Origin of the sequence: Liquorilactobacillus sp., assembly GCF_047719775.1 — a bacterium.
Classification (GTDB): domain Bacteria; phylum Bacillota; class Bacilli; order Lactobacillales; family Lactobacillaceae; genus Liquorilactobacillus.
The window spans coordinates 108,848-130,035 of record NZ_JBDNTS010000007.1; the positions used below are offsets into that span (position 1 = coordinate 108,848).

At 36.8% G+C, this 21,188-nt stretch carries 21 protein-coding genes; all 21 read left to right on the forward strand.

The features are described from left to right. Window positions 1-16 precede the first annotated feature (16 nt). The 21 genes from ABF682_RS05630 to ABF682_RS05730 all read left to right on the forward strand — a co-directional run bounded on the left by ABF682_RS05630 (window position 17) and on the right by ABF682_RS05730 (window position 21,172). Window positions 17-1,504: a UDP-N-acetylmuramoyl-L-alanyl-D-glutamate--2,6-diaminopimelate ligase gene (locus ABF682_RS05630; protein WP_415619219.1), complete on the forward strand. Its 1,488-nt coding sequence runs from the start codon at window positions 17-19 to the stop codon at window positions 1,502-1,504. After that, on the forward strand, window positions 1,505-2,467 hold the full coding sequence (gene mraY, locus ABF682_RS05635) for a phospho-N-acetylmuramoyl-pentapeptide-transferase (protein ID WP_289977361.1): 963 nt from the start codon (window positions 1,505-1,507) through the stop codon (window positions 2,465-2,467). A 27-nt stretch (window positions 2,468-2,494) separates the two neighbouring features. After that, window positions 2,495-3,862: a UDP-N-acetylmuramoyl-L-alanine--D-glutamate ligase gene (gene murD / locus ABF682_RS05640; RefSeq protein ID WP_415619220.1), complete on the forward strand. Its 1,368-nt coding sequence runs from the start codon at window positions 2,495-2,497 to the stop codon at window positions 3,860-3,862. Window positions 3,863-3,866: 4 nt separating this feature from the next. Beyond that, entirely contained in the window at window positions 3,867-4,961 is a 1,095-nt protein-coding gene (gene murG, locus ABF682_RS05645) for an undecaprenyldiphospho-muramoylpentapeptide beta-N-acetylglucosaminyltransferase (RefSeq protein WP_415619221.1), read from the forward strand. Window positions 4,962-4,979: 18 nt separating this feature from the next. Next, window positions 4,980-5,828 (forward strand): cell division protein FtsQ/DivIB, encoded by an 849-nt coding sequence (locus ABF682_RS05650; protein ID WP_415619222.1) that lies wholly within the window; start codon window positions 4,980-4,982, stop codon window positions 5,826-5,828. 126 nt (window positions 5,829-5,954) lie between these two features. Then, the gene (gene ftsA, locus ABF682_RS05655) at window positions 5,955-7,274 is read left to right on the forward strand and encodes a cell division protein FtsA (RefSeq protein WP_415619223.1); all 1,320 of its coding nucleotides are present in this window, start codon (window positions 5,955-5,957) and stop codon (window positions 7,272-7,274) included. Between the two features lie 21 nt (window positions 7,275-7,295). Then, on the forward strand, window positions 7,296-8,543 hold the full coding sequence (gene ftsZ, locus ABF682_RS05660) for a cell division protein FtsZ (RefSeq protein WP_289977353.1): 1,248 nt from the start codon (window positions 7,296-7,298) through the stop codon (window positions 8,541-8,543). Window positions 8,544-8,573: 30 nt separating this feature from the next. Beyond that, window positions 8,574-8,996, forward strand: a complete 423-nt coding sequence (locus ABF682_RS05665) for a cell division protein SepF (RefSeq protein WP_289977352.1) — start codon at window positions 8,574-8,576, stop codon at window positions 8,994-8,996. 17 nt (window positions 8,997-9,013) lie between these two features. After that, window positions 9,014-9,292, forward strand: coding sequence for a YggT family protein (locus ABF682_RS05670; RefSeq protein WP_289977351.1), 279 nt, complete (start codon window positions 9,014-9,016; stop codon window positions 9,290-9,292). A 9-nt stretch (window positions 9,293-9,301) separates the two neighbouring features. After that, a complete protein-coding gene (locus tag ABF682_RS05675) occupies window positions 9,302-10,087 on the forward strand; it encodes an RNA-binding protein (RefSeq protein ID WP_415619224.1) in 786 nt (261 codons plus the stop codon). A gap of 24 nt (window positions 10,088-10,111) precedes the next feature. Beyond that, window positions 10,112-10,822 (forward strand): DivIVA domain-containing protein, encoded by a 711-nt coding sequence (locus ABF682_RS05680; protein WP_289977349.1) that lies wholly within the window; start codon window positions 10,112-10,114, stop codon window positions 10,820-10,822. A gap of 265 nt (window positions 10,823-11,087) precedes the next feature. Further along, complete coding sequence (gene ileS, locus ABF682_RS05685; RefSeq protein ID WP_415619225.1) at window positions 11,088-13,886, forward strand: isoleucine--tRNA ligase; 2,799 nt, start codon at window positions 11,088-11,090, stop codon at window positions 13,884-13,886. 260 nt (window positions 13,887-14,146) lie between these two features. Beyond that, window positions 14,147-15,124 (forward strand): diaminopimelate epimerase, encoded by a 978-nt coding sequence (gene dapF, locus ABF682_RS05690; protein WP_415619226.1) that lies wholly within the window; start codon window positions 14,147-14,149, stop codon window positions 15,122-15,124. 1 nt (window position 15,125) lies between these two features. Then, window positions 15,126-15,677, forward strand: a complete 552-nt coding sequence (locus ABF682_RS05695; RefSeq protein WP_415619227.1) for an NUDIX hydrolase — start codon at window positions 15,126-15,128, stop codon at window positions 15,675-15,677. Between the two features lies 1 nt (window position 15,678). After that, on the forward strand, window positions 15,679-15,939 hold the full coding sequence (locus tag ABF682_RS05700) for a hypothetical protein (protein WP_289977343.1): 261 nt from the start codon (window positions 15,679-15,681) through the stop codon (window positions 15,937-15,939). A 23-nt stretch (window positions 15,940-15,962) separates the two neighbouring features. Beyond that, on the forward strand, window positions 15,963-16,649 hold the full coding sequence (locus ABF682_RS05705) for a 5'-methylthioadenosine/adenosylhomocysteine nucleosidase (protein ID WP_289977342.1): 687 nt from the start codon (window positions 15,963-15,965) through the stop codon (window positions 16,647-16,649). Between the two features lie 11 nt (window positions 16,650-16,660). After that, window positions 16,661-17,818 (forward strand): cysteine desulfurase family protein, encoded by a 1,158-nt coding sequence (locus ABF682_RS05710; protein ID WP_415619228.1) that lies wholly within the window; start codon window positions 16,661-16,663, stop codon window positions 17,816-17,818. Further along, window positions 17,818-18,159 (forward strand): DUF1831 domain-containing protein, encoded by a 342-nt coding sequence (locus ABF682_RS05715; protein ID WP_415619229.1) that lies wholly within the window; start codon window positions 17,818-17,820, stop codon window positions 18,157-18,159. Before ABF682_RS05710 ends, ABF682_RS05715 begins: the two co-directional genes overlap by 1 nt. Before the next feature lie 113 nt (window positions 18,160-18,272). Further along, on the forward strand, window positions 18,273-19,400 hold the full coding sequence (mnmA, locus tag ABF682_RS05720) for a tRNA 2-thiouridine(34) synthase MnmA (RefSeq protein WP_415619230.1): 1,128 nt from the start codon (window positions 18,273-18,275) through the stop codon (window positions 19,398-19,400). Window positions 19,401-19,718: 318 nt separating this feature from the next. After that, a complete protein-coding gene (locus ABF682_RS05725) occupies window positions 19,719-20,372 on the forward strand; it encodes a histidine phosphatase family protein (protein ID WP_289977332.1) in 654 nt (217 codons plus the stop codon). A gap of 134 nt (window positions 20,373-20,506) precedes the next feature. Then, the gene (locus ABF682_RS05730; RefSeq protein ID WP_415619231.1) at window positions 20,507-21,172 is read left to right on the forward strand and encodes a tetratricopeptide repeat protein; all 666 of its coding nucleotides are present in this window, start codon (window positions 20,507-20,509) and stop codon (window positions 21,170-21,172) included. Window positions 21,173-21,188 lie beyond the last annotated feature (16 nt).

Sequence of the window (21,188 nt, forward strand, 5' to 3'; positions counted from 1 at the left end):
ATAGTATGGTGAATTTATGCAAGCGAGCAGATTGATTAAGAGTTTAAAATTTAAAAAAGTAGTACCTGAAAAGTTTGAAGATTTTTCGGTTTCTTTACTGACACAAGATACACGCGAAGTTATTACGGGGAGTATTTTTGTTGCGATTAAAGGAGCAAAAGTTGATGGACACGAATTGGTACAAGAAGCGATAAAAAAGGGTACGGCAATGATCATTGCACAAGAAGAACTGGACGAAGTTTCGGTACCAGTTGTATATGTTCAAAATACTAACAAAGCGATGGCAATTTTGAGTAGCTTTTTTTATGAAACATCGAGCCAATCACTTCGAATAGTTGGAGTAACGGGAACAAATGGAAAGACAACAGTCACCCACATTATAGAAGCAATTTTCCGTAATCTAGGTGAAAAAACCGGATTGATTGGCACGATGTACCGAAAAATTGATGATGAAATTTTAAAAACCAAGAATACAACTCCTGACATTATTACTTTGCAGCGTACTTTAAATAAGATGGTTGAAAAGGGTGTCAGCACGGTTGCAATGGAGGTTTCTTCAATTGCATTGATTCAAGGAAGAGTGTGGGGAATTGATTTTGATGTTGCGGTCTTTACTAATTTGACACAGGATCATCTGGATTATCACAAGACAATGGCAAATTATGCACATGCAAAAAGCTTATTGTTTTCACAACTAGGAAACAAGTACACACACTCTGGAAATCCTAAAGTGGCGGTATTGAATATTGATGATCCAATTGGCGAACAATTTGCAGCGGATACTGCTGCTGAGGTTTTGACTTATGGAATTAAAAAAGAGGCAATGATCAAGGCGGAAAATATTGAAATTCATAGCAAAGGAACTGATTTTGATTTAATTGTTTTTGGCGAGAAATTTCATCTAGGTGTCAAAATGGTGGGTTTATTTAATGTCTACAATATCTTGGCTGCATTTGCAGCTGCATATGCCTGTGGAATAGACTCTGAAAGTGTAATTACGGCGCTTGAGCAATTTCCAGGTGTCAGGGGAAGATTGCAGTTGATTACCTCTGAAAGCAAAGTATCTGCAATTATAGACTATTCGCACACACCGGATGGATTATTGAATGCCTTAGAGACAATCAATGATTTTGCAAAGGGCAAAGTTTTTTGTGTAGTTGGCTGCGGTGGAGATCGTGATAAGTTGAAGAGACCAAAAATGGCTAAAATTGCCGTTGTGCATAGTGACTATCCCATTTTTACATCAGATAATCCGCGTTCAGAAAATCCACAAACAATAATCGATGAGATGCTCGTAGGTGTTCCTGAACTAGTGGAAATTCCAACATTTATTGATAGACGTGCAGCAATTAATTTCGCCGTTGCAATGGCAAAGCCACAAGACATTATCTTGATTGCTGGAAAAGGACATGAGGATTATCAAATTATTGGAGAAACAAAGCACCATTTTGATGATGTTGAGGAAGCAAGAAAAGCACTCGATTTAAAGGAGCAGGGAAATTAGATGAATTCAATTGAAATGGTTCTTACTATAATAGTTAGTTTTTTAATAACATTAATTTTTTTACCGGTCTTTATTGATTATGCACATCAGAAAAAACAAGGACAGATGATTCGTGAAGAGGGACCAAAGTGGCATGAAAAAAAAGCAGGAACACCAACAATGGGAGGCTTTGTTTTTAATATTGCGATATTATTAACTGCAATTGTAATTCCTGTTATCTATAGACAGTTGAGTGCCAGATTACTGGTATTAGACTTCATTTTGTTACTATATGGAATATTAGGATTTTGGGACGATTCTATCAAGTTGTGGAAGAAGCAAAATGAAGGATTAAAAGCTTGGCAGAAGCTGCTTGGTCAAATAATTGGTGGCTTGATCTTCACTGCTGTGTACTGGCATGAGAGATTTCCACTTGCATTGCATTTTTTTGGTAATGAGATTAATATTGGTTTTCTGTTTGTGTTTTTTGTTGTTTTTTGGCTTGTTGGATTTTCAAATGCGGTAAATCTGACAGATGGAATTGATGGACTTGTAGCAGGACAAGCTATAATAGCTTTTGGAACATATGCTGTAATTGCGGCTAATCAAAGGCAAAGTGATGTTTTGCTCTTTTGCTTAGCAGTTATTGGTGCACTCTTTGCTTTTCTATTATTTAACCATAAACCTGCAAAAATATTTATGGGAGATATGGGGTCGTTGGCCTTAGGAGGTGCATTGGCAGCAGTCTCATTATTATTACATCATGAACTATCATTACTTGTAATTGGAATTATATTTGTGATAGAAACTGCAAGTGTAATGTTGCAAGTTGCTTCATTTAAATTAACTGGAAAGCGTATTTTCAAGATGAGCCCAATTCATCATCATTTTGAATTGAGTGGTTGGAGTGAGTGGCGCATAGATATAACTTTTTGGTTAATTGGTCTGGGCGCAAGTATCTTGAGCCTTATAGTAATACTTTAAATTTTTATTAGAAAAGGGATAGCTGTTATGAAAACAACAACAACTTATAAGAATAAAAAAGTGTTAGTTGTTGGGTTGGGAAAAAGTGGAATTAATTCTGCAAAGCTTCTTTGCAAATTAGGTTCAAAAGTAACTGTGAATGATTTAAAAAAAGCACCACAAAATATTGTAGATAACTTACAGGCTGAAGGAATCAAAGTAATAACAGGAGGCCATCCGCTTTCACTTTTAGATGACACAGATTTGATTGTAAAGAATCCTGGAATTCCTTATAGTAATGTGTTGATTGCAGAAGCTGTAAGACGTGGATTTACGATTATTACCGAACCTGAATTAGCATATGAAATTTTGGATGCGCAAATGATTGGTGTGACAGGAACAAATGGTAAGACTACTACAACCACTCTTATTTCATTGATGCTTAATCAAGGAAGAAAAGATGGAGAGGCATATGTTGCGGGAAATATTGGTATTCCTGCAACTTTGGTAGCACAAAAGGCGACTAAGAAAGATGTGATGGTCACAGAATTATCAAGCTTTCAATTGTTAGGAGCAACAAAACTTCGCCCACATGTAGCAGTACTGACTAATATTTATGAGGCCCACACAGATTACCATGGAACGCGCGCGAATTATATTAAAGCAAAGATGAATATTACAAAGAATCAGACAAAAGCTGATTACTTTGTTGTTAATTGGGATTCAGAAGAATGGCGCAAGTTAAGTACACAATCAAATGCAACAATTGTTCCTTTTTCTCGAAAGGGCACCAGCAAAGCAGGGGCTTACGAAAAGGATGGTTGGCTTTATTTTAGAGAAGAAAAGATCATGCTCGCATCTGAAATCAAGATTCCGGGTGAACATAATATTGAGAATGCACTTGCAGCTATTACTGTTGTAAAATTAATGGGCCAAGAGAATAAAAATATTGTGGAAGTTCTGAAGACCTTCTCAGGTGTTAGACATCGTACGCAATATGTTACAACGATTAATCAACGTAAAATCTATAATGACTCAAAAGCAACTAATATGGAAGCAACAGAAAAGGCATTGGCTGGTTTTAACAATCCAGTAGTGCTGCTCGCCGGCGGTTTGGACCGGGGTTTTACGTTTGAAAGGTTGATTCCATATTTTAAAAACCTGCGGGGAATAATTGTATTTGGTGAAACTGGTAATCTAGTTGCACAAGCGGCAAAGCAGGCAGGAGTTAAACAAATCGTTAAAACTGAAAATGTTAAGACTGCAGTACCGATTGCGTACGATATGAGTAAGGAGAATGATGTGATCTTACTTTCACCGGCTTGTGCAAGTTGGGATCAGTATCCAACTTTTGAAGTGCGAGGAGATATGTTTATTCAAGCAATCGAAGATTTAAAGAAAGAATTGGAGATGTAAGATAGTGCGCTTACTAATATCTGGCGGCGGCACGGGTGGACATATCTATCCGGCGCTAGCATTAATTGAGACTTTAAAAAAAGATGACACTCGTAGTTCATTTCTGTATGTCGGAACGAATAAAGGGCTGGAAAGTAAAATTGTTCCGAATGCAGGAATTGATTTTAAGACGATTGAAATTCAAGGATTTAAACGTTCTTTATCGTTGCAAAATTTTAAGACTATTTATTTATTTTTAAAAAGTGTTCATGAAGCTAAGAAAATAATTAGAGAATTCAAACCTGATGTTGTCGTGGGTACTGGTGGTTATGTTTGTGGGGCAGTTGTTTATGCTGCATCGCAATTGCATATTCCAACATTCATTCATGAACAAAATAGCATTGCAGGAGTGACAAACAAATTCTTAAGTCATTTTGTAGATAAAATTGGAATTTGTTTTGAAGCTGCTAAAACAGAATTTCCAAGTCAAAAAGTTGTCTTTACGGGAAATCCGCGGGCACAACAAGTAGCTGATATTAAACCAACCGGACGATTAGCTGAATTGGGCCTATCGGAGAACAAAAAGACAGTATTGATATTTGGTGGTTCAAGAGGTGCTCGGCGTATCAATGAAGCTGCAATGGATGCATTTGCTTTGTTTGACACGAATGAATTCCAGGTTTTATTTGTGACAGGCAGTATCTACTATGAGAAAATAAAAAGTGAAATTGGAGAAAAACAGTTAAACAACATTGTGATTAAGCCGTATATTCAGGATATGCCGGCGATTTTACCCGAAATTGATTTAATAGTTGGCCGATCAGGGGCAACAAGTCTGGCTGAAATAACTGTATTGGGAATCCCTTCAATATTGATTCCAAGTCCCAATGTAACACATGATCATCAAACTTATAATGCACGTAGTCTTGCTGACATAGATGCAGCGATAATGATTAAGGAAGATGTACTAAGTGGTCAAACATTGGCAGATGAAGTCAACGAGTTGATGAGAGATGATGAAAAAAGAAGTCAAATTGCGAAAGAAGCTAGGAAGGCTGGCATTCCAGATTCATCTAAGCGAATTGAAAGAGTGCTGACAGATTTGATTACCAATAATTAGAAATTAATGGAGGTTGGTATGAAATTTAGATTAAATAATTTTTTTGGCAGAGAAAAAAATAGTAACCAACCTCTGACACCTTGGGAACAAGCTCAAAAAAAGAGACATAAGGCGGCTTTGAAAAAGAAAGATTTTAAAAAAAAGCGGATGGGTAATAAATTGCCTAAATTGGTCAAGCAAAGAAAAATGCTCTTGCATAAGAAAATGATTATTAATTTAATCTTTTTTGGTTTCATTACTATAATTTCATTTTATTTTATTTTACCAATCAGCAAAGTTAAAGAAGTAAATGTTACTGGGGTGGATCAAGCTACACAAGAAGCGATTAAGAAGGCCAGCGGAATCAAAACAAATGATTATCTGCTGCAAGTATACTTGGAAGAAAAAAAGGCAGCTGGACAGATCAAAAATGATATTAGTGAAGTTAAAAATGTTAGTTTTGTGTTGAAAGATAGAAGTGTTAATATCCAAATTTCCAAGGAAAAAGTTGTTGGATATTTGTTAATAAGTAATAATTATTATGCGTTGAATAGTAAGGGAAACGCTTCAATTGTACAACGGACGTCACCTGAAGGCAATTTACCAGTTTTCTCAAATTTTAAAACTTCTTCTGAAACTAAGTTATTAGCAAAGGAGATGAATAAACTGGCAACAAGTTTATTAACAGGTATTTCGGAAATTCATGCAGCTCCTGATTCTGTTAATCCAGAGAGGATTAAGGTTTACATGAATGATGGAAACGAAATCATTGCGACACTCCCAACCTTTTCAGGAAAAATGAAATATTATTCACAAATTAAAGCCAAAGCAACTGGAAAAATTAAAATAAATTTTGAAGTCGGTGCATATTCAACAGAATTAAAATAAAAAAATTAATAATTTGTACAATAAAAAAGCTTGAAAAGTGTATAAATGCTAAGTGTTGTGGTAAAATTCTAGTTGTTAGTTTGAGTAAATATTAGTTAATTTTATTTTTAGAAGGGAGCTCAACCAATGGATAATTCAGGAATTTATGTTGGACTTGATATTGGAACTACTTCGATCAAAGTAATCGTAGCAGAATTTGTCAAGGGACAACTTAATATTATTGGAGTAGGCAGTGAGCGTTCTGATGGGTTGAGCCGTGGGGTCATTGTTGACATTGACAGGGCTGTAGATGCAATTAAAGCAGCAATTGATCAAGCGGAACAAAAAGCGAATATTCAAATTTCAGAAATAACAGTTGGTATACCGGCTAATCTCTTAGAAATTGTTCCATGCAATGGAATAATAGCTGTCGGTGATGGTAATGGAAATTCTAAGGAAATCGATAGTACTGACGTTTATCATGTAACAAGGGCAGCACTTATTCAAAAGTTGCCACCAGAACGAGATATTATTGATGTTATTCCTAATGAATTTACGGTTGACGGATTTGATGGAATTAAGGATCCTCGCGGAATGGTCGGTGTTCGTCTTGAAATGAGTGGTGTTTTATATACTGGACCAAAGACGGTTTTACATAACACTGTTAAGTGTGTTGAGCGTGCGGGACTTGTTGTTAAGAACATAGTCGTTGCACCTTTGGCACTTGCGACACAGGCACTTAGTGATGGCGAACAAGATTTTGGGGCAGTTTTAATTGATTTAGGTGGCGGTCAAACAACGGCAGCAGTTGTACATGATCATAAGTTAAAGTATACATATGTTGATCAAGAAGGCGGGAAGTTCGTTACCAAGGATATTTCCGTTGTTCTAAATACGTCGCTTGAGAATGCTGAAAAGATTAAGCGTAATTTTGGATATGCTGCCAGTTATTTAGCATCGAAAGATGATGTTTTTTCGGTAGAAGTGGTTGGCAAGGCTGACGCTGTTCAAATTAGTGGAGAATACTTGAGTGAGATTATTGAAGCACGATTGACGCAGATCTTTACAAAGCTTAAAAATGTGTTACAAGGAATTGATGCGCTAAAACTTCCAGGAGGCATTGTTATTACTGGTGGTGTTGCTGCGCTGCCAGGTATTAAGGAACTAGCAGAGGACATCTTTGATACAAATATTAAATTATTTATCCCGCAACAAATGGGATTGCGACACCCATCGTTTACGCAAGCGATTGGGTTGGTTGCATATATGACTAAGCAAAGCGAGATTGAAAAAGTTGTCAAGGCTTCTCTGGATGATAGCGCTCCGGAAATTGAAAATAGAACTGCAGCTGGTGTACAAGAACAACAGGTCGATTATAGTAAAGAGACTGAGCAGAAAAAGCAAAAAAATAAAAAGAGCAGTTCTTTTGAGGGAATCAAGAACTTTTTCAATACCTTTTTTGACTGAGAATAATTTGGAGGGAATGCAATGGAATTTTCACTGGATGCAAATGAAAACAAAGGAGCAACAATCAAAGTTATTGGTGTTGGTGGTGCCGGCGGAAATGCAGTAAATCGAATGATTGCTGATGATGTAAAAGGTGTTGAATTTATTGTTGCTAATACAGATGTGCAGGCTTTAGCGAGTTCAAAGGCTGAGACAAAAATTCAACTTGGGCCGAAACTTACACGTGGATTAGGAGCAGGTTCAAATCCTGAAGTTGGTGATAAGGCAGCACAAGAAAGTGAAGAGGCTTTAGCCGAATCTCTTAAAGGAGCAGATATGATTTTTGTTACCGCAGGAATGGGTGGCGGAACTGGGACAGGTGCTGCGCCTATTATTGCCAAAGTTGCTAAAGAGCAAGGGGCTTTAACGGTAGGTGTTGTTACACGACCATTTAGCTTTGAAGGTCCCAAGCGCGCTCGTTTTGCAGCAGAGGGCGTTGCTCAAATGAAGGAACATGTTGATACATTAGTCATCATTGCAAATAACAGGTTACTTGAAATTGTAGACAAAAAGACTCCAATGATGGAGGCTTTCAAGGAAGCTGATAATGTTTTGCGCCAGGGTGTCCAGGGAATTTCAGACTTAATTACTTCTCCCGGATATGTTAACTTGGATTTTGCTGATGTAAAAACTGTCATGGAAAATCAAGGCTCTGCTTTGATGGGAATTGGCTCGGCCAACGGTGAAAATCGAACTGCTGATGCAACAAAGAAAGCAATCTCTTCACCATTATTGGAAGTTTCAATTGATGGGGCAGAGCAAGTGCTGCTTAATATTACAGGTGGTCCTGATTTAAGCCTCTTTGAAGCACAAGATGCTTCTGATATCGTTGCTCAAGCTGCAACAAGTGATGTTAATATTATTTTTGGAACCTCAATCAACGAAGACCTTGAAGATACAGTGGTCGTGACTGTGATAGCAACTGGGATTGATAAGAAAAACCAGAACAGCAGGGGATCGAGAGCGACACAAGTTAAACATAATAATATTCGCAAGAATGATGGTAGCGAAGTAACAAGAGAAGTTGAGAGTAATGATCCCTTAAAAGATTGGGATTTGCGACGTGAAATTGTAGAAGAACATCCAGCTTCTGAAGCAAAAACAGATGAATTTAGGAATATTGAAAAGAAAAAATTTGATATATTTAAGGCCGATACTGAGAAAGAACAAGATGATAATGATGAAGATGGGTTGAATACACCTCCATTTTTCCGTCATCGACGTAAATAAGATGTAAAATTATGATTGGGAGGTGAAAGAATGGCTTTAGGAGCAAAGTTTGGCAAGTTTTTTGGAATATCGGATGATCAATTTGATGAAGATGAAAATTATCAATATGAAGAGCAACAAACGCCGCAAGTTGATACTAATAAAAACGTTGTTTCACTTGATGGAAAGAGGCGAACAATGTCTGAGAAGAAGATTGCACTTTTTGAACCAAGAGTTTATTCTGATGTCAAGGCTATAGCCACTCGTTTACTGAGTGATCAAGCTGCCGTTGTAAACTTTCAGCGGATGGATGAACAACAGTCTAAAAGGATCGTTGATTTTTTAACGGGAACTATTTTTGCAATCAATGGCGAAATTCAAAGAATTGGCGACCAAATTTTTCTTTGTACACCTGCTGGTTTTGTCGTTGAGGGAAATGTTACGTCAGAATTTACAGATTCGGATTTTAACTAATTCAAGGAGTTATATATATGATTTTAACAATTATTAATCGTATTTTTGAGCTATATTCGTTCGCGATTATAGTGTATGTATTAATGAGTTGGTTTCCCGCAGCTCAGGGTTCAAAGTTGGCCGATATTTTGGGCAGAATATGTGAACCTTACCTTTCATTTTTTGATAGATTTGTCCCCTTAATTGGTGGGATCAGTTTTGCTCCAATCGTTGCTTTGATCGCGCTGCGCTTTGTTCAGAGTGGTTTTAATTTTGTATATAGTTCGATTTTTGGCTTTTTGATGCTTTTAGTGTGATTACTCAGCATGGATAAGCAAACGATATATCAACATTTTAGAAGTGAAGAAACGTCGATTATTGATGAACTCAGTAGTTTGATGACACAAGCAGCGACTGAGTATCGACCAATATTGACCGAATTTTTGAACCCACGTGAGGTATATATTGCACAAATGCTTTTAAATACCGAACCAGATTTAAAGATGAAGACTGATGGCTTATTGCAAGGAGCTGAACGACGAAGAGTCCTTTTTTATCCGGAATACTATGAACCAAATGAGACTGATTTTGAACTTGCACTAATTTGGATAAAATATCCTCTAAAATTTGCAACGCTTAAGCATAGCCAAATTTTAGGTGCATTAACTCATATTGGATTGAGACGTAATTTGATTGGTGATATTGTAACTGATGGTGAACGATGGCAGTTTGTTACCGCTGCTAGCATGGTTAATTTTTTGAAGATTCAGGTTGAAACTATTGGTAAGGTGAGGGTCCATCTTGAAGAAATAACAAAAGCTGAGATAATAATACCTATCGACGAATGGCAAGAAATTCAAATCTCAGTTAGTTCGTTAAGATTGGATATCTTAATTGCAGGGGTTTATAATCTGTCTAGAAAGCATGTTAAGGACTTGTTGAACTCAGGCAAGGTGGTTCTTAATTGGATTAATACTGAAAAGCCTGATGTTGAAGTAGCAGAACATGATATCGTTTCTGTACGCAGTTATGGGCGATTCAGATTAAATGCACTTCAAGGAGTATCAAAAAAAGGAAAAATCCGAGTGGAAGCAGATGTTCTAAAAAAATAATACATACATGGAGGTGTTGGGGATATGACTTTGACCCCACTAGATATTCATAACAAAGAGTTTCGTGTTAAATTGCGTGGTTACGATCAAGATGAAGTAAATGACTTTTTGGATCAAATTATCAAAGACTATGAGCTGAATATCAAAGAAAGTGAACGATTAGCCGATGGTTTAAAACAAAACGAAGAAAAGTTGAAATATTTTAACGACTTAAAAGATTCACTTAATCAAGCAATTATCGTTGCACAAGAAGCAGCTGATAAAGTCAAGGCAAATTCTCAACGCGAAGCAGAAATTATTAGTCATGAAGCGCAAAAGCAGTCTAAGGATATCGTAGACGAAGCGAATGAGAAGGCACGAAAGATAGTTGAAGAAGCTTCACAGAAAGCTAAAAGATTAATATTTGAGACAGATGATTTGAAGAAGCAGGCACGAATTTTCAGACAAAAGTTACAAGTTATGATGGAATCACAGCTTGAAGTTGTTAAGGGCAGTGAATGGGATGAAATTTTACGTCAAGGTGACACAAGTAGCTATGAAGAAATTCAAGAAGCAATCAGAAGAGATTCTGAACTTGACAAAGCTGCTGCTAAAGAAGTACAATCATTCTCGAATATTGAGGTTGAAGATGAGCAGGCCGACGATGTAACTAGTGAGAAGAAGGCAGTGGTCATTTTCCCAGAAGATGATGAAGGACAGCACTTTAATGAGGAATCATCTTCTGAAAAATCTTAAATAATGGAAAGAATACGAACATCGAGGTTCCTGAAATAGCGAGTCAATGTATGGTGAGAGTTTGACATTCAATTCTTCGATGTTTATCATCTTTTTAGTGGTAGACTGAACTTTGTAGTAAGTTTATCCGGTTGGCAATCGTTAATTAGCTGTTTGAGAGAGAAATACATTTGTATTTTTTTAAATTGGGTGGTACCGCGAAAGATTTTCGTCCCTTGGGATGAGGTCTTTTTTTGTTTAAAATATTTGACAAGGAGAGATAATAATGAGAGTTAAAGAAACATTGAATTTAGGTAAAACTAAGTTCCCAATGCGAGGCAACTTGCCAGTTCGTGAACTTGAACGCCAAAATTTTTGGGAAGAAAATAAGGTCTATGAGAAGAGACAAAAATTAAACGAGGGTAAACCAACTTTTGTGTTGCATGATGGTCCTCCATATGCAAATGGGAATATTCATATGGGACACGCAATGAATAAAATCTCAAAAGACTTTATTGTGCGTTCCAAATCTATGATGGGATTTAGAGCTCCATATGTTCCAGGTTGGGATACTCATGGCCTTCCAATTGAACAACAGTTAAAAAAGGCTGGTGTGAATCGTAAGGCAATGTCTGTTGCTGAATTCCGTGAAGAATGTCAGAAGTATGCACTTGAACAAGTAGATAAGCAACGCAAAGATTTCAAACGTCTGGGAGTTGCTGGTGAATGGGAAAAACCTTATGTTACGCTTGATCCGACCTTTGAAGCACAAGAAATTCGTGTTTTTGGTAAGATGGCAGAACGTGGATTGATTTATAAAGGCAAGAAGCCTGTATTTTGGTCATGGTCATCAGAATCTGCTTTAGCTGAAGCAGAGGTTGAATACCATGATGTGACATCCCCATCTGCTTTTTATGGTGAACATGTTATTGATGGCAAAGGAGTCTTAGATGACGATACATATATGGTTGTCTGGACGACGACTCCTTGGACAATCCCTGGGTCTGAAGGTATCACTGTGGATAAAGACTTTGATTATTCAGTTGTGCAACCAGCAGGTGATAAGCGTAAATTTGTGATAGCTACGGAGCTTGTTGAAGTTAATGCAGAACGCTTTGGATGGGAAAAATTTGACACACTGAAGACCGTCAAAGGATCAGAATTAGAGTATGTGTTGACAGAGCATCCTTTTTATCCAGAACGTAAATTAGTTACAATGATTGGTGATTTTGTGACATTGGATTCAGGTACTGGACTTGTTCATACTGCTCCTGGATTTGGTGAAGATGACTTTAATGTTGGAAAGCAATATGGTCTTGACATCTTTGTCCCAGTTGATGATAAGGGCTACTTAACAGCCGAGGCTGGTAGCGATTTTGAAGGTGTCTTTTATGAAGATGCCAATCAAATTTCATTAGATAAGTTAAAAGCTGATAATCTTCTCCTCAAATATATGCCGCTTGAACATAGCTATCCATTTGATTGGCGTACTAAGAAACCAATAATCTTCAGAGCTACACCACAATGGTTCGCATCAGTTGACAAGATTCGTTCTGAAATTCTTGCTGCAATTGATGACGTAAAATTCTTTCCTAGTTGGGGACAAAAGCGGTTGTATAACATGATTCGTGATCGTGGAGATTGGGTAATTTCAAGGCAACGTGTATGGGGTGTTCCACTTCCCATCTTCTATGGTGAGGATGGTGAGGCAATCATCACTAGGGAAACGGTTGAGCATGTTGCTGATTTGTTTGAAAAGAACGGTTCAAATATTTGGTTCCAGAAAGAAGCAAAAGAATTACTACCTGAAGGTTTTACTAGTGAACATTCACCAAATGGTACATTTACTAAGGAAACAGATATCATGGATGTTTGGTTTGACTCAGGTTCTTCACATCAGGGTGTTTTGGCCGCTCGTGAAAACTTGAAATATCCAAGCGATATGTATCTTGAAGGCTCTGATCAATACCGTGGTTGGTTTAATTCTAGCCTGATTACAAGTGTTGCAGTATCAGGTAAGGCACCATACAAGCAAGTCCTTTCCCAAGGGTTTACACTTGATGGTGAGGGACGTAAAATGAGTAAGTCTCTTGGTAATACGATTGTTCCTGAAAAGGTAATCAAACAAATGGGTGCCGAAATTATTCGCTTGTGGGTTTTAAGTGTGGACACTTCTGCTGACGTACGTGTTTCAATGGATAGTTTTAAACAAATTTCTGAATCATATCGTAAAATTAGAAATACAGTTCGTTTCTTACTTGCTAATACGACTGATTTTGAACCAGCAAAAGATACAGTTGCCTTTGACGATATGGAAGCACTTGATCAATATATGGAAATCAGAATTAACAAATTTTCTAAAGATGTTTTGGATGCTTATGCGACTTATAACTTTATGGATATTTACAAGAAGCTGATTAACTTTGTAACTGTTGATCTTTCAGCATTTTACTTGGATATTGCCAAGGACATCGTTTATATCGAAGGTGAAGATAGTCATAAAAGACGTTCAATGCAAACCGCTTTATATGATGTTGCTGTTCGTTTGACAAAGCTGTTAACACCAGTCTTACCTCATACAACTGAAGAAATCTGGGGATACTTGAAGGAACCAGAGGAATTTGCACAGTTGTCTGAAATGCCCGCAGTAAATCATTATAATAATGAGCTTGAAACAAGTAAGAATTTTGCTGAATTCATGGATATTCGTTCAGAAGTATTTAAAGCATTGGAAAAGGCTCGTAATGAGAAATTAATTGGTAAGTCATTTGAAGCGCAAGTGGTACTCTATGTTTCAGAGGATGTTATACAATTGTTTAAGAAGCTTCAGATCAATGTTCGTCAAGCTTTGATTGTTTCTGCGTTAGAGGTTAAGTCATTGGATGATGCACCAGCGGAAGCGGAAAAATACACTGCTGAATTATCGATTGTTGTTGGCCATGCTAAGGGCGAGGTTTGTCCACGCTGTCGAATGATTAAAGAAGATGTTGGATCTGATAATGATTTTCCGACACTTTGTGCAAGTTGCGCAGCAATTGTTAAAGCTGACTTTCCAGATGCAGTATCTGCTGGATTAGAGGAATAGGCAGTAATTTGTTGTTAATAAGTAAGAGGTTGAAATAAGTTTGTCGAAATTTGATTTCTAGAATATTTATCTGCAACCTATGAAAAAACCAGGCAAAAAAATAATTTTGACCTGGTTTTTTGAGTACTGCTTGATTATAAGAAAGTAAATTTTTGAAAAAAATAAATAATAGTTGAATAATTACGGGATAGAAGACTAAAGTGGTTAATTTCTGCTATTATAGTTGTAAGATATTGTTAAATCAGTAGGAGGTCATTCTGATGAAGATGATTAAAGTTCACGGTTCAGGAAATGATTTTTTTATTTTGGATGAAAAACAGGTAGATAAGAAATTATCTGAGGAAGAATTAAGAGGGCTGTCTAGACAGATATGTGATCGTAAGACAGGGTTGCATGGTGGGTCCGATGGAATACTATATGTGACGAGTGGACATGATAATTCTGTAGTTGGTAAAATGAGGGTTATTAACGCTGATGGCAGTGAAGCAAGTATGTGTGGAAATGGAATTCGGACAGTTGCACGATATTTGAGTGAACAAAATAATTTAACCGATTTTAAGATTGAGACAATGTATGCAGATCTTGAAGTAAAAAAAGCAAAGGACTTTGCACCAAATGTGACTGCATTTGATGCAGAAATATCACCAGTCAGTTTTGCTGCTAGTGATTTAAAAATGCATATTATTGGTAAAGAAAGATTATTTAATGAAATAGTTCCAGAGTTATCTAAAACTTTGAAATTTTCAGCGGTAGCCGTACCTAACCCGCATCTAATTACTTTTGTCAATCATGAAGAATTGCTGGGACCTGAATTAGAAAGAATTGCAGCTTATTTGAACAATGGCAAGAATCCTGTCTTCCCTGATGGTGTTAATGTTAGCTTTGTCGAAGTATTTGCAGATAATAATATTTTTGTCAGAACATTTGAAAGAGGCGTGGGTTTCACAAATGCTTGCGGGACTGCAATGTCAGCCTCGTCATTGATATATTCATTGCTTTATCCAGCACACACAAGCTTGGAAGATTTAATAACGGTGCATAATCCAGGCGGAATGGTCAATACAAAGGTTCATCAAAGAGAAGATGGTTCATACTGGATGTCCTTAATTGGGAATGCAACATTTGTTGCGGAAGTTGAATTATCACAAGAACAAGCACTCAGAGGTGATTTTACTGCTGTTAAGTGGTCAGCAACAACTGAGCAAACAGCATATGAAGATTTTGTAGGGAGTTTATAATATGAAATACGAAGAAGAGGTAATTAGTTCTAAAGAGGTATATCGAGGGAAAGTTATCCGGGTTGAAGAGGAAGAAGTTAGGTTGCCAAACGGCGAACAAGCTAGAAGAGAAATCGTGCGACATCATGGAGCCGTGGCTATCATTTGTCTAACCGCAGAAAATAAAATGATATTTGTTGAGCAATGGCGTGAACCTATGCAGCGTGTTACTTTGGAAATTCCTGCAGGTAAGATAGAGGCAAATGAAACGGATCCTAAAAAGACAGCGATTCGTGAACTTAATGAAGAAGTCAGATTGCAATCTGAGAGTTTGGAGTTGCTTGCGGATTTTTATACATCACCAGGCTTTGCAGATGAAAGAATGTTAATGTATTTTGCTCACGACTTACAGCCCGTGTCTAAAAAATTACCACAAGATGCAGATGAATTCCTGAATACTGTAGAATTGACGCTAGCGGAAGCAAAAGAAAAGATTAATGCGGGTTTAATTTGTGATAGCAAGACAATTATGGCTGTCTGGAAGTGGGAGTTGCTTGAATTAAGGAGAAGTTAATTTGGGATTAAAAGATAAGATTTTCGGCAAAGTTGGGCGTCATTCACAATCTCTTGATATACAAGAAACAACAAGGAAGAAAGAAAATGCACAAGAAATACCTGAAGAAACTGTAAGTCGCTCACAGCAGAGACAGGATGAAAAAAATGAAATTAACGATGAGAAAAAAAGAAAATTGGCTAGAAAATTAAATTGGGTAATTGCTGGTTTATTTATGGCAATTATTTGCGTTTACTGTTTTATGGTATTTGTAAACTTTTAAAATGTGAGGAAGGGTAGTTGAAAATGAGATACGGAATTTTATGTGCAATGGATGAAGAAATAAAGGCGCTGAAATTAGAACTAAAAGCAGCAAAACGAACTGAGATAGCCGGAATTACTTTTTTTGAAGGAACAATTAATGAAAACGAAGTCGTTCTTGTTCAATCTGGAATTGGCAAGGTTCAAGCTGGAATGACTACGGGCTTGTTAATTGCACAATTCAAAGCAGAGGTCATTATAAACTCTGGTTCGGCAGGAGGAATCGGACAAGGATTGCATGTTGGCGATGTTGTTTTATCTACGGCTGCGGCATATCATGATGTTGATGCTACTGTATTTGGTTATCTTCCAGGTCAGTTACCACAACAGCCACAAAAATTTGAAGCTGATTCACACCTCGTTGAAACATTGAAGGAAGCAGCTGAACAAAATCGACAGCATGTTGAAATGGGGCTGATTGTAACCGGTGATCAGTTCGTTGCATCTTCTGACAAAATAAAAGCAATTAAGGATATTTATCCTGATGTTTTATGTTGTGAGATGGAAGGCGCAGCAGTTGCTCAAGTTGCAGCTCAATTTAAAGTTCCTTTCGCAATTGTTCGTGCAATGTCGGATACAGGCAATGAAGAAGCAGAAACTTCATTTGACGAATTTATCATTGAGGCTGGTAAGAAATCTGCGCAAATGATTCTAAATGTTTTAGTAAAATAGGAGCGATAAGAGTGAGACATATTTATTTAGATAATGCAGCTACAACGCCAATGGTTGCACCAGTTATCAAAACAATGACTGAAACCATGAGTAATGTCTTTGGGAATGCTTCAAGTACTCATTTTCATGGAAGGCAAGCACGGGCCATTTTGGATGATAGTAGACACCTGATTGCTCGGTCGATTAATGCGAAAAAAGATGATGAAATTGTTTTTACAAGTGGCGGTACTGAGAGTGACAATACTGCAATTATCGAGACAGCTTTGGCTAGACAATCTGAAGGAAAGCACCTGGTCACAACAGCGATTGAACATGAAGCAGTTTTAAAATCAATGAAATACCTTGAGTCACTTGGGTTCGAAGTTACTTACTTGCCAGTCGACCAGCGTGGGCTGATCAGGCTGACGGATTTAAAGAATGCGCTTAGACCAGATACGATTTTAGTATCAGTTATGACTGGAAATAATGAAGTTGGTAGTCGTATGCCAATCCATGAAATTGGAGAATTAGTTGAGCAGACTACTGCATGGTTTCATACAGATGCAGTTCAAGCGTATGGATTGATTGATCTCGATGTTCAAGCAGATAAGATTGATTTGTTGTCAACTTCAGCACATAAACTTAACGGGCCAAAATTTTTAGGATTTCTCTATCGTTCTGAAAAAGTTAAGATTCCTTCATTGTTGAAAGGTGGCGATCAGGAATTAAAAAGACGTGCGGGTACCGAGAATATTCCAGCAATTGCTGGTTTTGCCAAGGCTGTTGAATTAGTCAATGTAGACGAAAAAAAAATACGGCAAAAGAAGTATTATGAATTCAAACAGCAAATAGTCAAGGGATTGCAAATGGCTGGAATTGAATTTGAAGTTAATGGCGAGATTACAAAAAATAATTTACAGCATGTAATTAATATATGGTTTAAGGGATGTAAAAGGGATGCATTACTAACCAATTTGGATCTAAATGGTATTTCAGCTTCTGCAGGATCAGCTTGTACAGCTGGCAGTGTTGAACCATCGCATGTTTTAACGGCAATGTATGGTGCAAACAGCCCACGAATCGAAGAATCTCTAAGATTTAGTTTTGGAGTGGAGAATACAGTGGAGGATATTGATTACTTAATTGCACAATTAACTAAAATTATCAAAAAGAGTAGGGGGAACAGTTGATGGCATATACTAAAGAAGCTAAAATTCTGGGTGATAATCGCGTATTTGCATTAAGCACAGAAATTAAGAAATATACCTTGCGGGATGTAGGTTTTTTAGAAAGTAAAGGGGGAAAATTCATACTTGAACGCCCGCTTGATCCAACATCTCCATATAATGCAAGCATAAAATTAAAAGTTACGATTAGTAGTGATTTGCAGACTTTCAAAATAGGTGTAACCAGTGCAAATGGGCTGAAAGAAATTAATATTTCTAAGGGATCAGATGTTGAAAAGCATGTAGAACAACTTAATTTTGTAATTGATAATCTAAAAGAGCGTGCTGTCTTAATCGAAAAATAATTAGGTTGACTTGTCAAAAGTTAGTGAACTAGATATAATTAGGTTTACTGAAATAATACGACCTTCAACTCGTAGAGATTCAGAATCTATATTGAAATGATGGTGAGAATATTATGAAGGATAACAGCCAAATTCGTGTCGTTGTGGGCATGAGTGGTGGAGTTGACTCTTCAGTTGTTGCTTATTTATTAAAAAAGCAAGGATATGATGTAGTCGGCGTCTTCATGAAGAACTGGGATGATACGAACGACAGTGGAGTTTGTACGGCAACGGAGGATTACGAAGATGTTGCAAAAGTTGCAAATAAGATTGGTGTTCCTTATTATTCTGTGAACTTTGAAAAAGAATATTGGGATGGTGTGTTCAAATATTTCTTAGATGAATATCAAAATGGGAGGACACCTAATCCAGATGTAATGTGTAACAAGGAAGTTAAGTTCAAAGCATTTTTAGATTATGCAATGAAACTTGATGCAGATTATATTGCAATGGGACATTATGCTCAAGTTAGACGCGATACGAAAGGGCATGTTCATTTGTTGCGTGGAGCAGATGCAAATAAGGATCAAACATATTTCTTAAGTCAACTTTCACAAGAGCAGTTGGATAAGGCTATGTTTCCAATTGGCAATCTAGAAAAACCTGAAGTTAGAAGAATTGCTGAAGAAGCTGGTCTTGCTACGGCAAAGAAAAAAGATTCAACAGGTGTATGTTTTATTGGAGAACGTAATTTTAGTAAGTTCTTAAACGAATTCTTACCCGCAAAATCAGGAAAAATGAAAACATTTGCTGGCGAGATAAAAGGGGAACATTACGGGTTAATGAACTATACAATTGGTCAGCGAAAAGGTTTAGGAATTGGTGGCGATGGTCAGAGCAATGACCCTTGGTTTGTAGTGGGCAAAGATTTATCTACTAATACGTTGTATGTTGGTCAAGGCTATCACAACGAGCATCTCTATGCTGATAGTCTTGACGGTAGTAAGATCAGTTTTATAGCTCCAATCGAGGAGCGTGGCTTGGAATTTCATTGTACTGCTAAGTTTAGGTATCGGCAAAAAGACACAGGGGTAACAGTTTTCCTAAATGAAGATTATACAAAAGTTCGAGTTGAATTTGATGAACCTGTCCGTGCGATTACACCAGGTCAGGAAGTCGTATTCTACGATGGTGCAGAGTGTCTCGGGAGTGCAACAATTGATTGCGCATACCAAAAGGAAAAAGTTTTACAGTATGTCTAAGTTTGCGTATAAAATTGGTAAGCTGAAAATATGCTAAATGGCAATCGATTCTCTGAAAAATGAAATAATAGTTTTATAACGGGGGCTGGATCAAAAGTTAACTTTTGATTTGGCCCCATTATTGATTCCAGATAAATATGTGTATCAGTCGAAATTCGCTGTCTTAATACACACAAGCTGTTTATAATTATCAGTCTTCAAATTTTAGCGGCTTTATACTGACTTTTTTCGTAGTTAATTGAAACAAAGTATTGAAAAAATAATGATAATAACACAAAAGAATGGCATAATTGAATGTGACATCAAAGGAGGTTGAGCATGACTAAATTATTTTTTATCAGGCATGGAAAAACTATTTGGAACCTAGAAGGTAGGTACCAAGGGGCAAAGGGCGACTCGGAGCTACTACCAGAAAGCCATACTGAAATAAAAATGTTAGCAAAGTATCTTAAAAATAAACAATTTGAAAAAATATATTGTAGTCCAATTAAGCGGGCATTTGTAACGGCATCCGAATTAGCGGCGGCTTTACCACAGAAAATAATGGTGGAAGAAGACACACGATTAAGTGAATTTAATCTTGGAGAAATGGAAGGCATGCTGTTTACGGATGTTGCTAAAAAATTCCCCAAGGAACTAGATGCTTTTCGAAATCATCCAGATTTATATCATGCAAAAGAAATTTCTGGTGAAGGTTTTCAAGAATTATTTGCAAGAATGACACCAATTATCAAAGAAATCTGTGAAAAATATCCAAATGGAAATGTGATTATTGTCAGTCATGGTGCTGCGCTATGTGCAGAAATTAGACATTTGTTAGGCTATTCGCTTGAAAATCTGCGAAAAGCGGGTGGATTATCTAATACAAGTACAACAATACTAGAAACAAGTGATGAAGTGAATTTTGACTGTCTAGAATGGAACAAAACAGATTATTTGAATAAGAAGCTTGATCAAAGTGATACAGTGTAGTGCGAGGAAGGGAGTGTGACATAAGTTAGACGGAGAGTTTTGACTTATGAAACACGTTTATACGGAATAAATAGAGGAACTGAATCAAAATTTAACTTTTGACCCAGCCCCATATATTACGAGGAAGTGGATTTATGAATAGAGAGCAGCTAAATGTCAGGGCACAAAAGTTAGTGCAACGAGCAATTGATAAGATTGATAAGAATCCAGATGATGCTAAAGCCTATTATAAGTTAGGTGTATTATTAACAGAATTCAAAGATTATGAGCAGGCAGAGCAATTATTATTGAAAGCATTGGGATTATTTAGTGGTAAAACTGAGCTAGATTTGTTAAATTATGGCTTAGGTAATGTTCTTTATAGTGCAAATTACTTCCAAAAAGCAATTAATTATTTTAGTAAGATTAAAGGACAAGAACTTAAGGGTGAAGCAATCCTAATGACTGCACAATGTGAATACGCTTTAGGTAACTATAAGAAATCGTTAGCATTTGCTCTCACGATAAATGAGGACGATAGAAGCAAAGATATGGGAGCCAAACAATTAATTGCTAATATTTTTTTGGCTTTGGGTGATTTTAAAAATGCAAGAAAATATTTTGATTTGATTTTGGCAAAGGAGCCACATAATTTTGAAGCAAACTTTCAGAGAGGAATAATTACACTAGTTCTTGAGGGAGAAGAACAAGCGGCTAATTATTTTAAGGTAGCGCAAAAACTGGATCATGAAACTTTTAGCAAAATGAGAGGACAGATAATAGATATTCAAAAAACGATAATTGCGAAACACAAAAAATAGGAAAGGAGAAACGGTA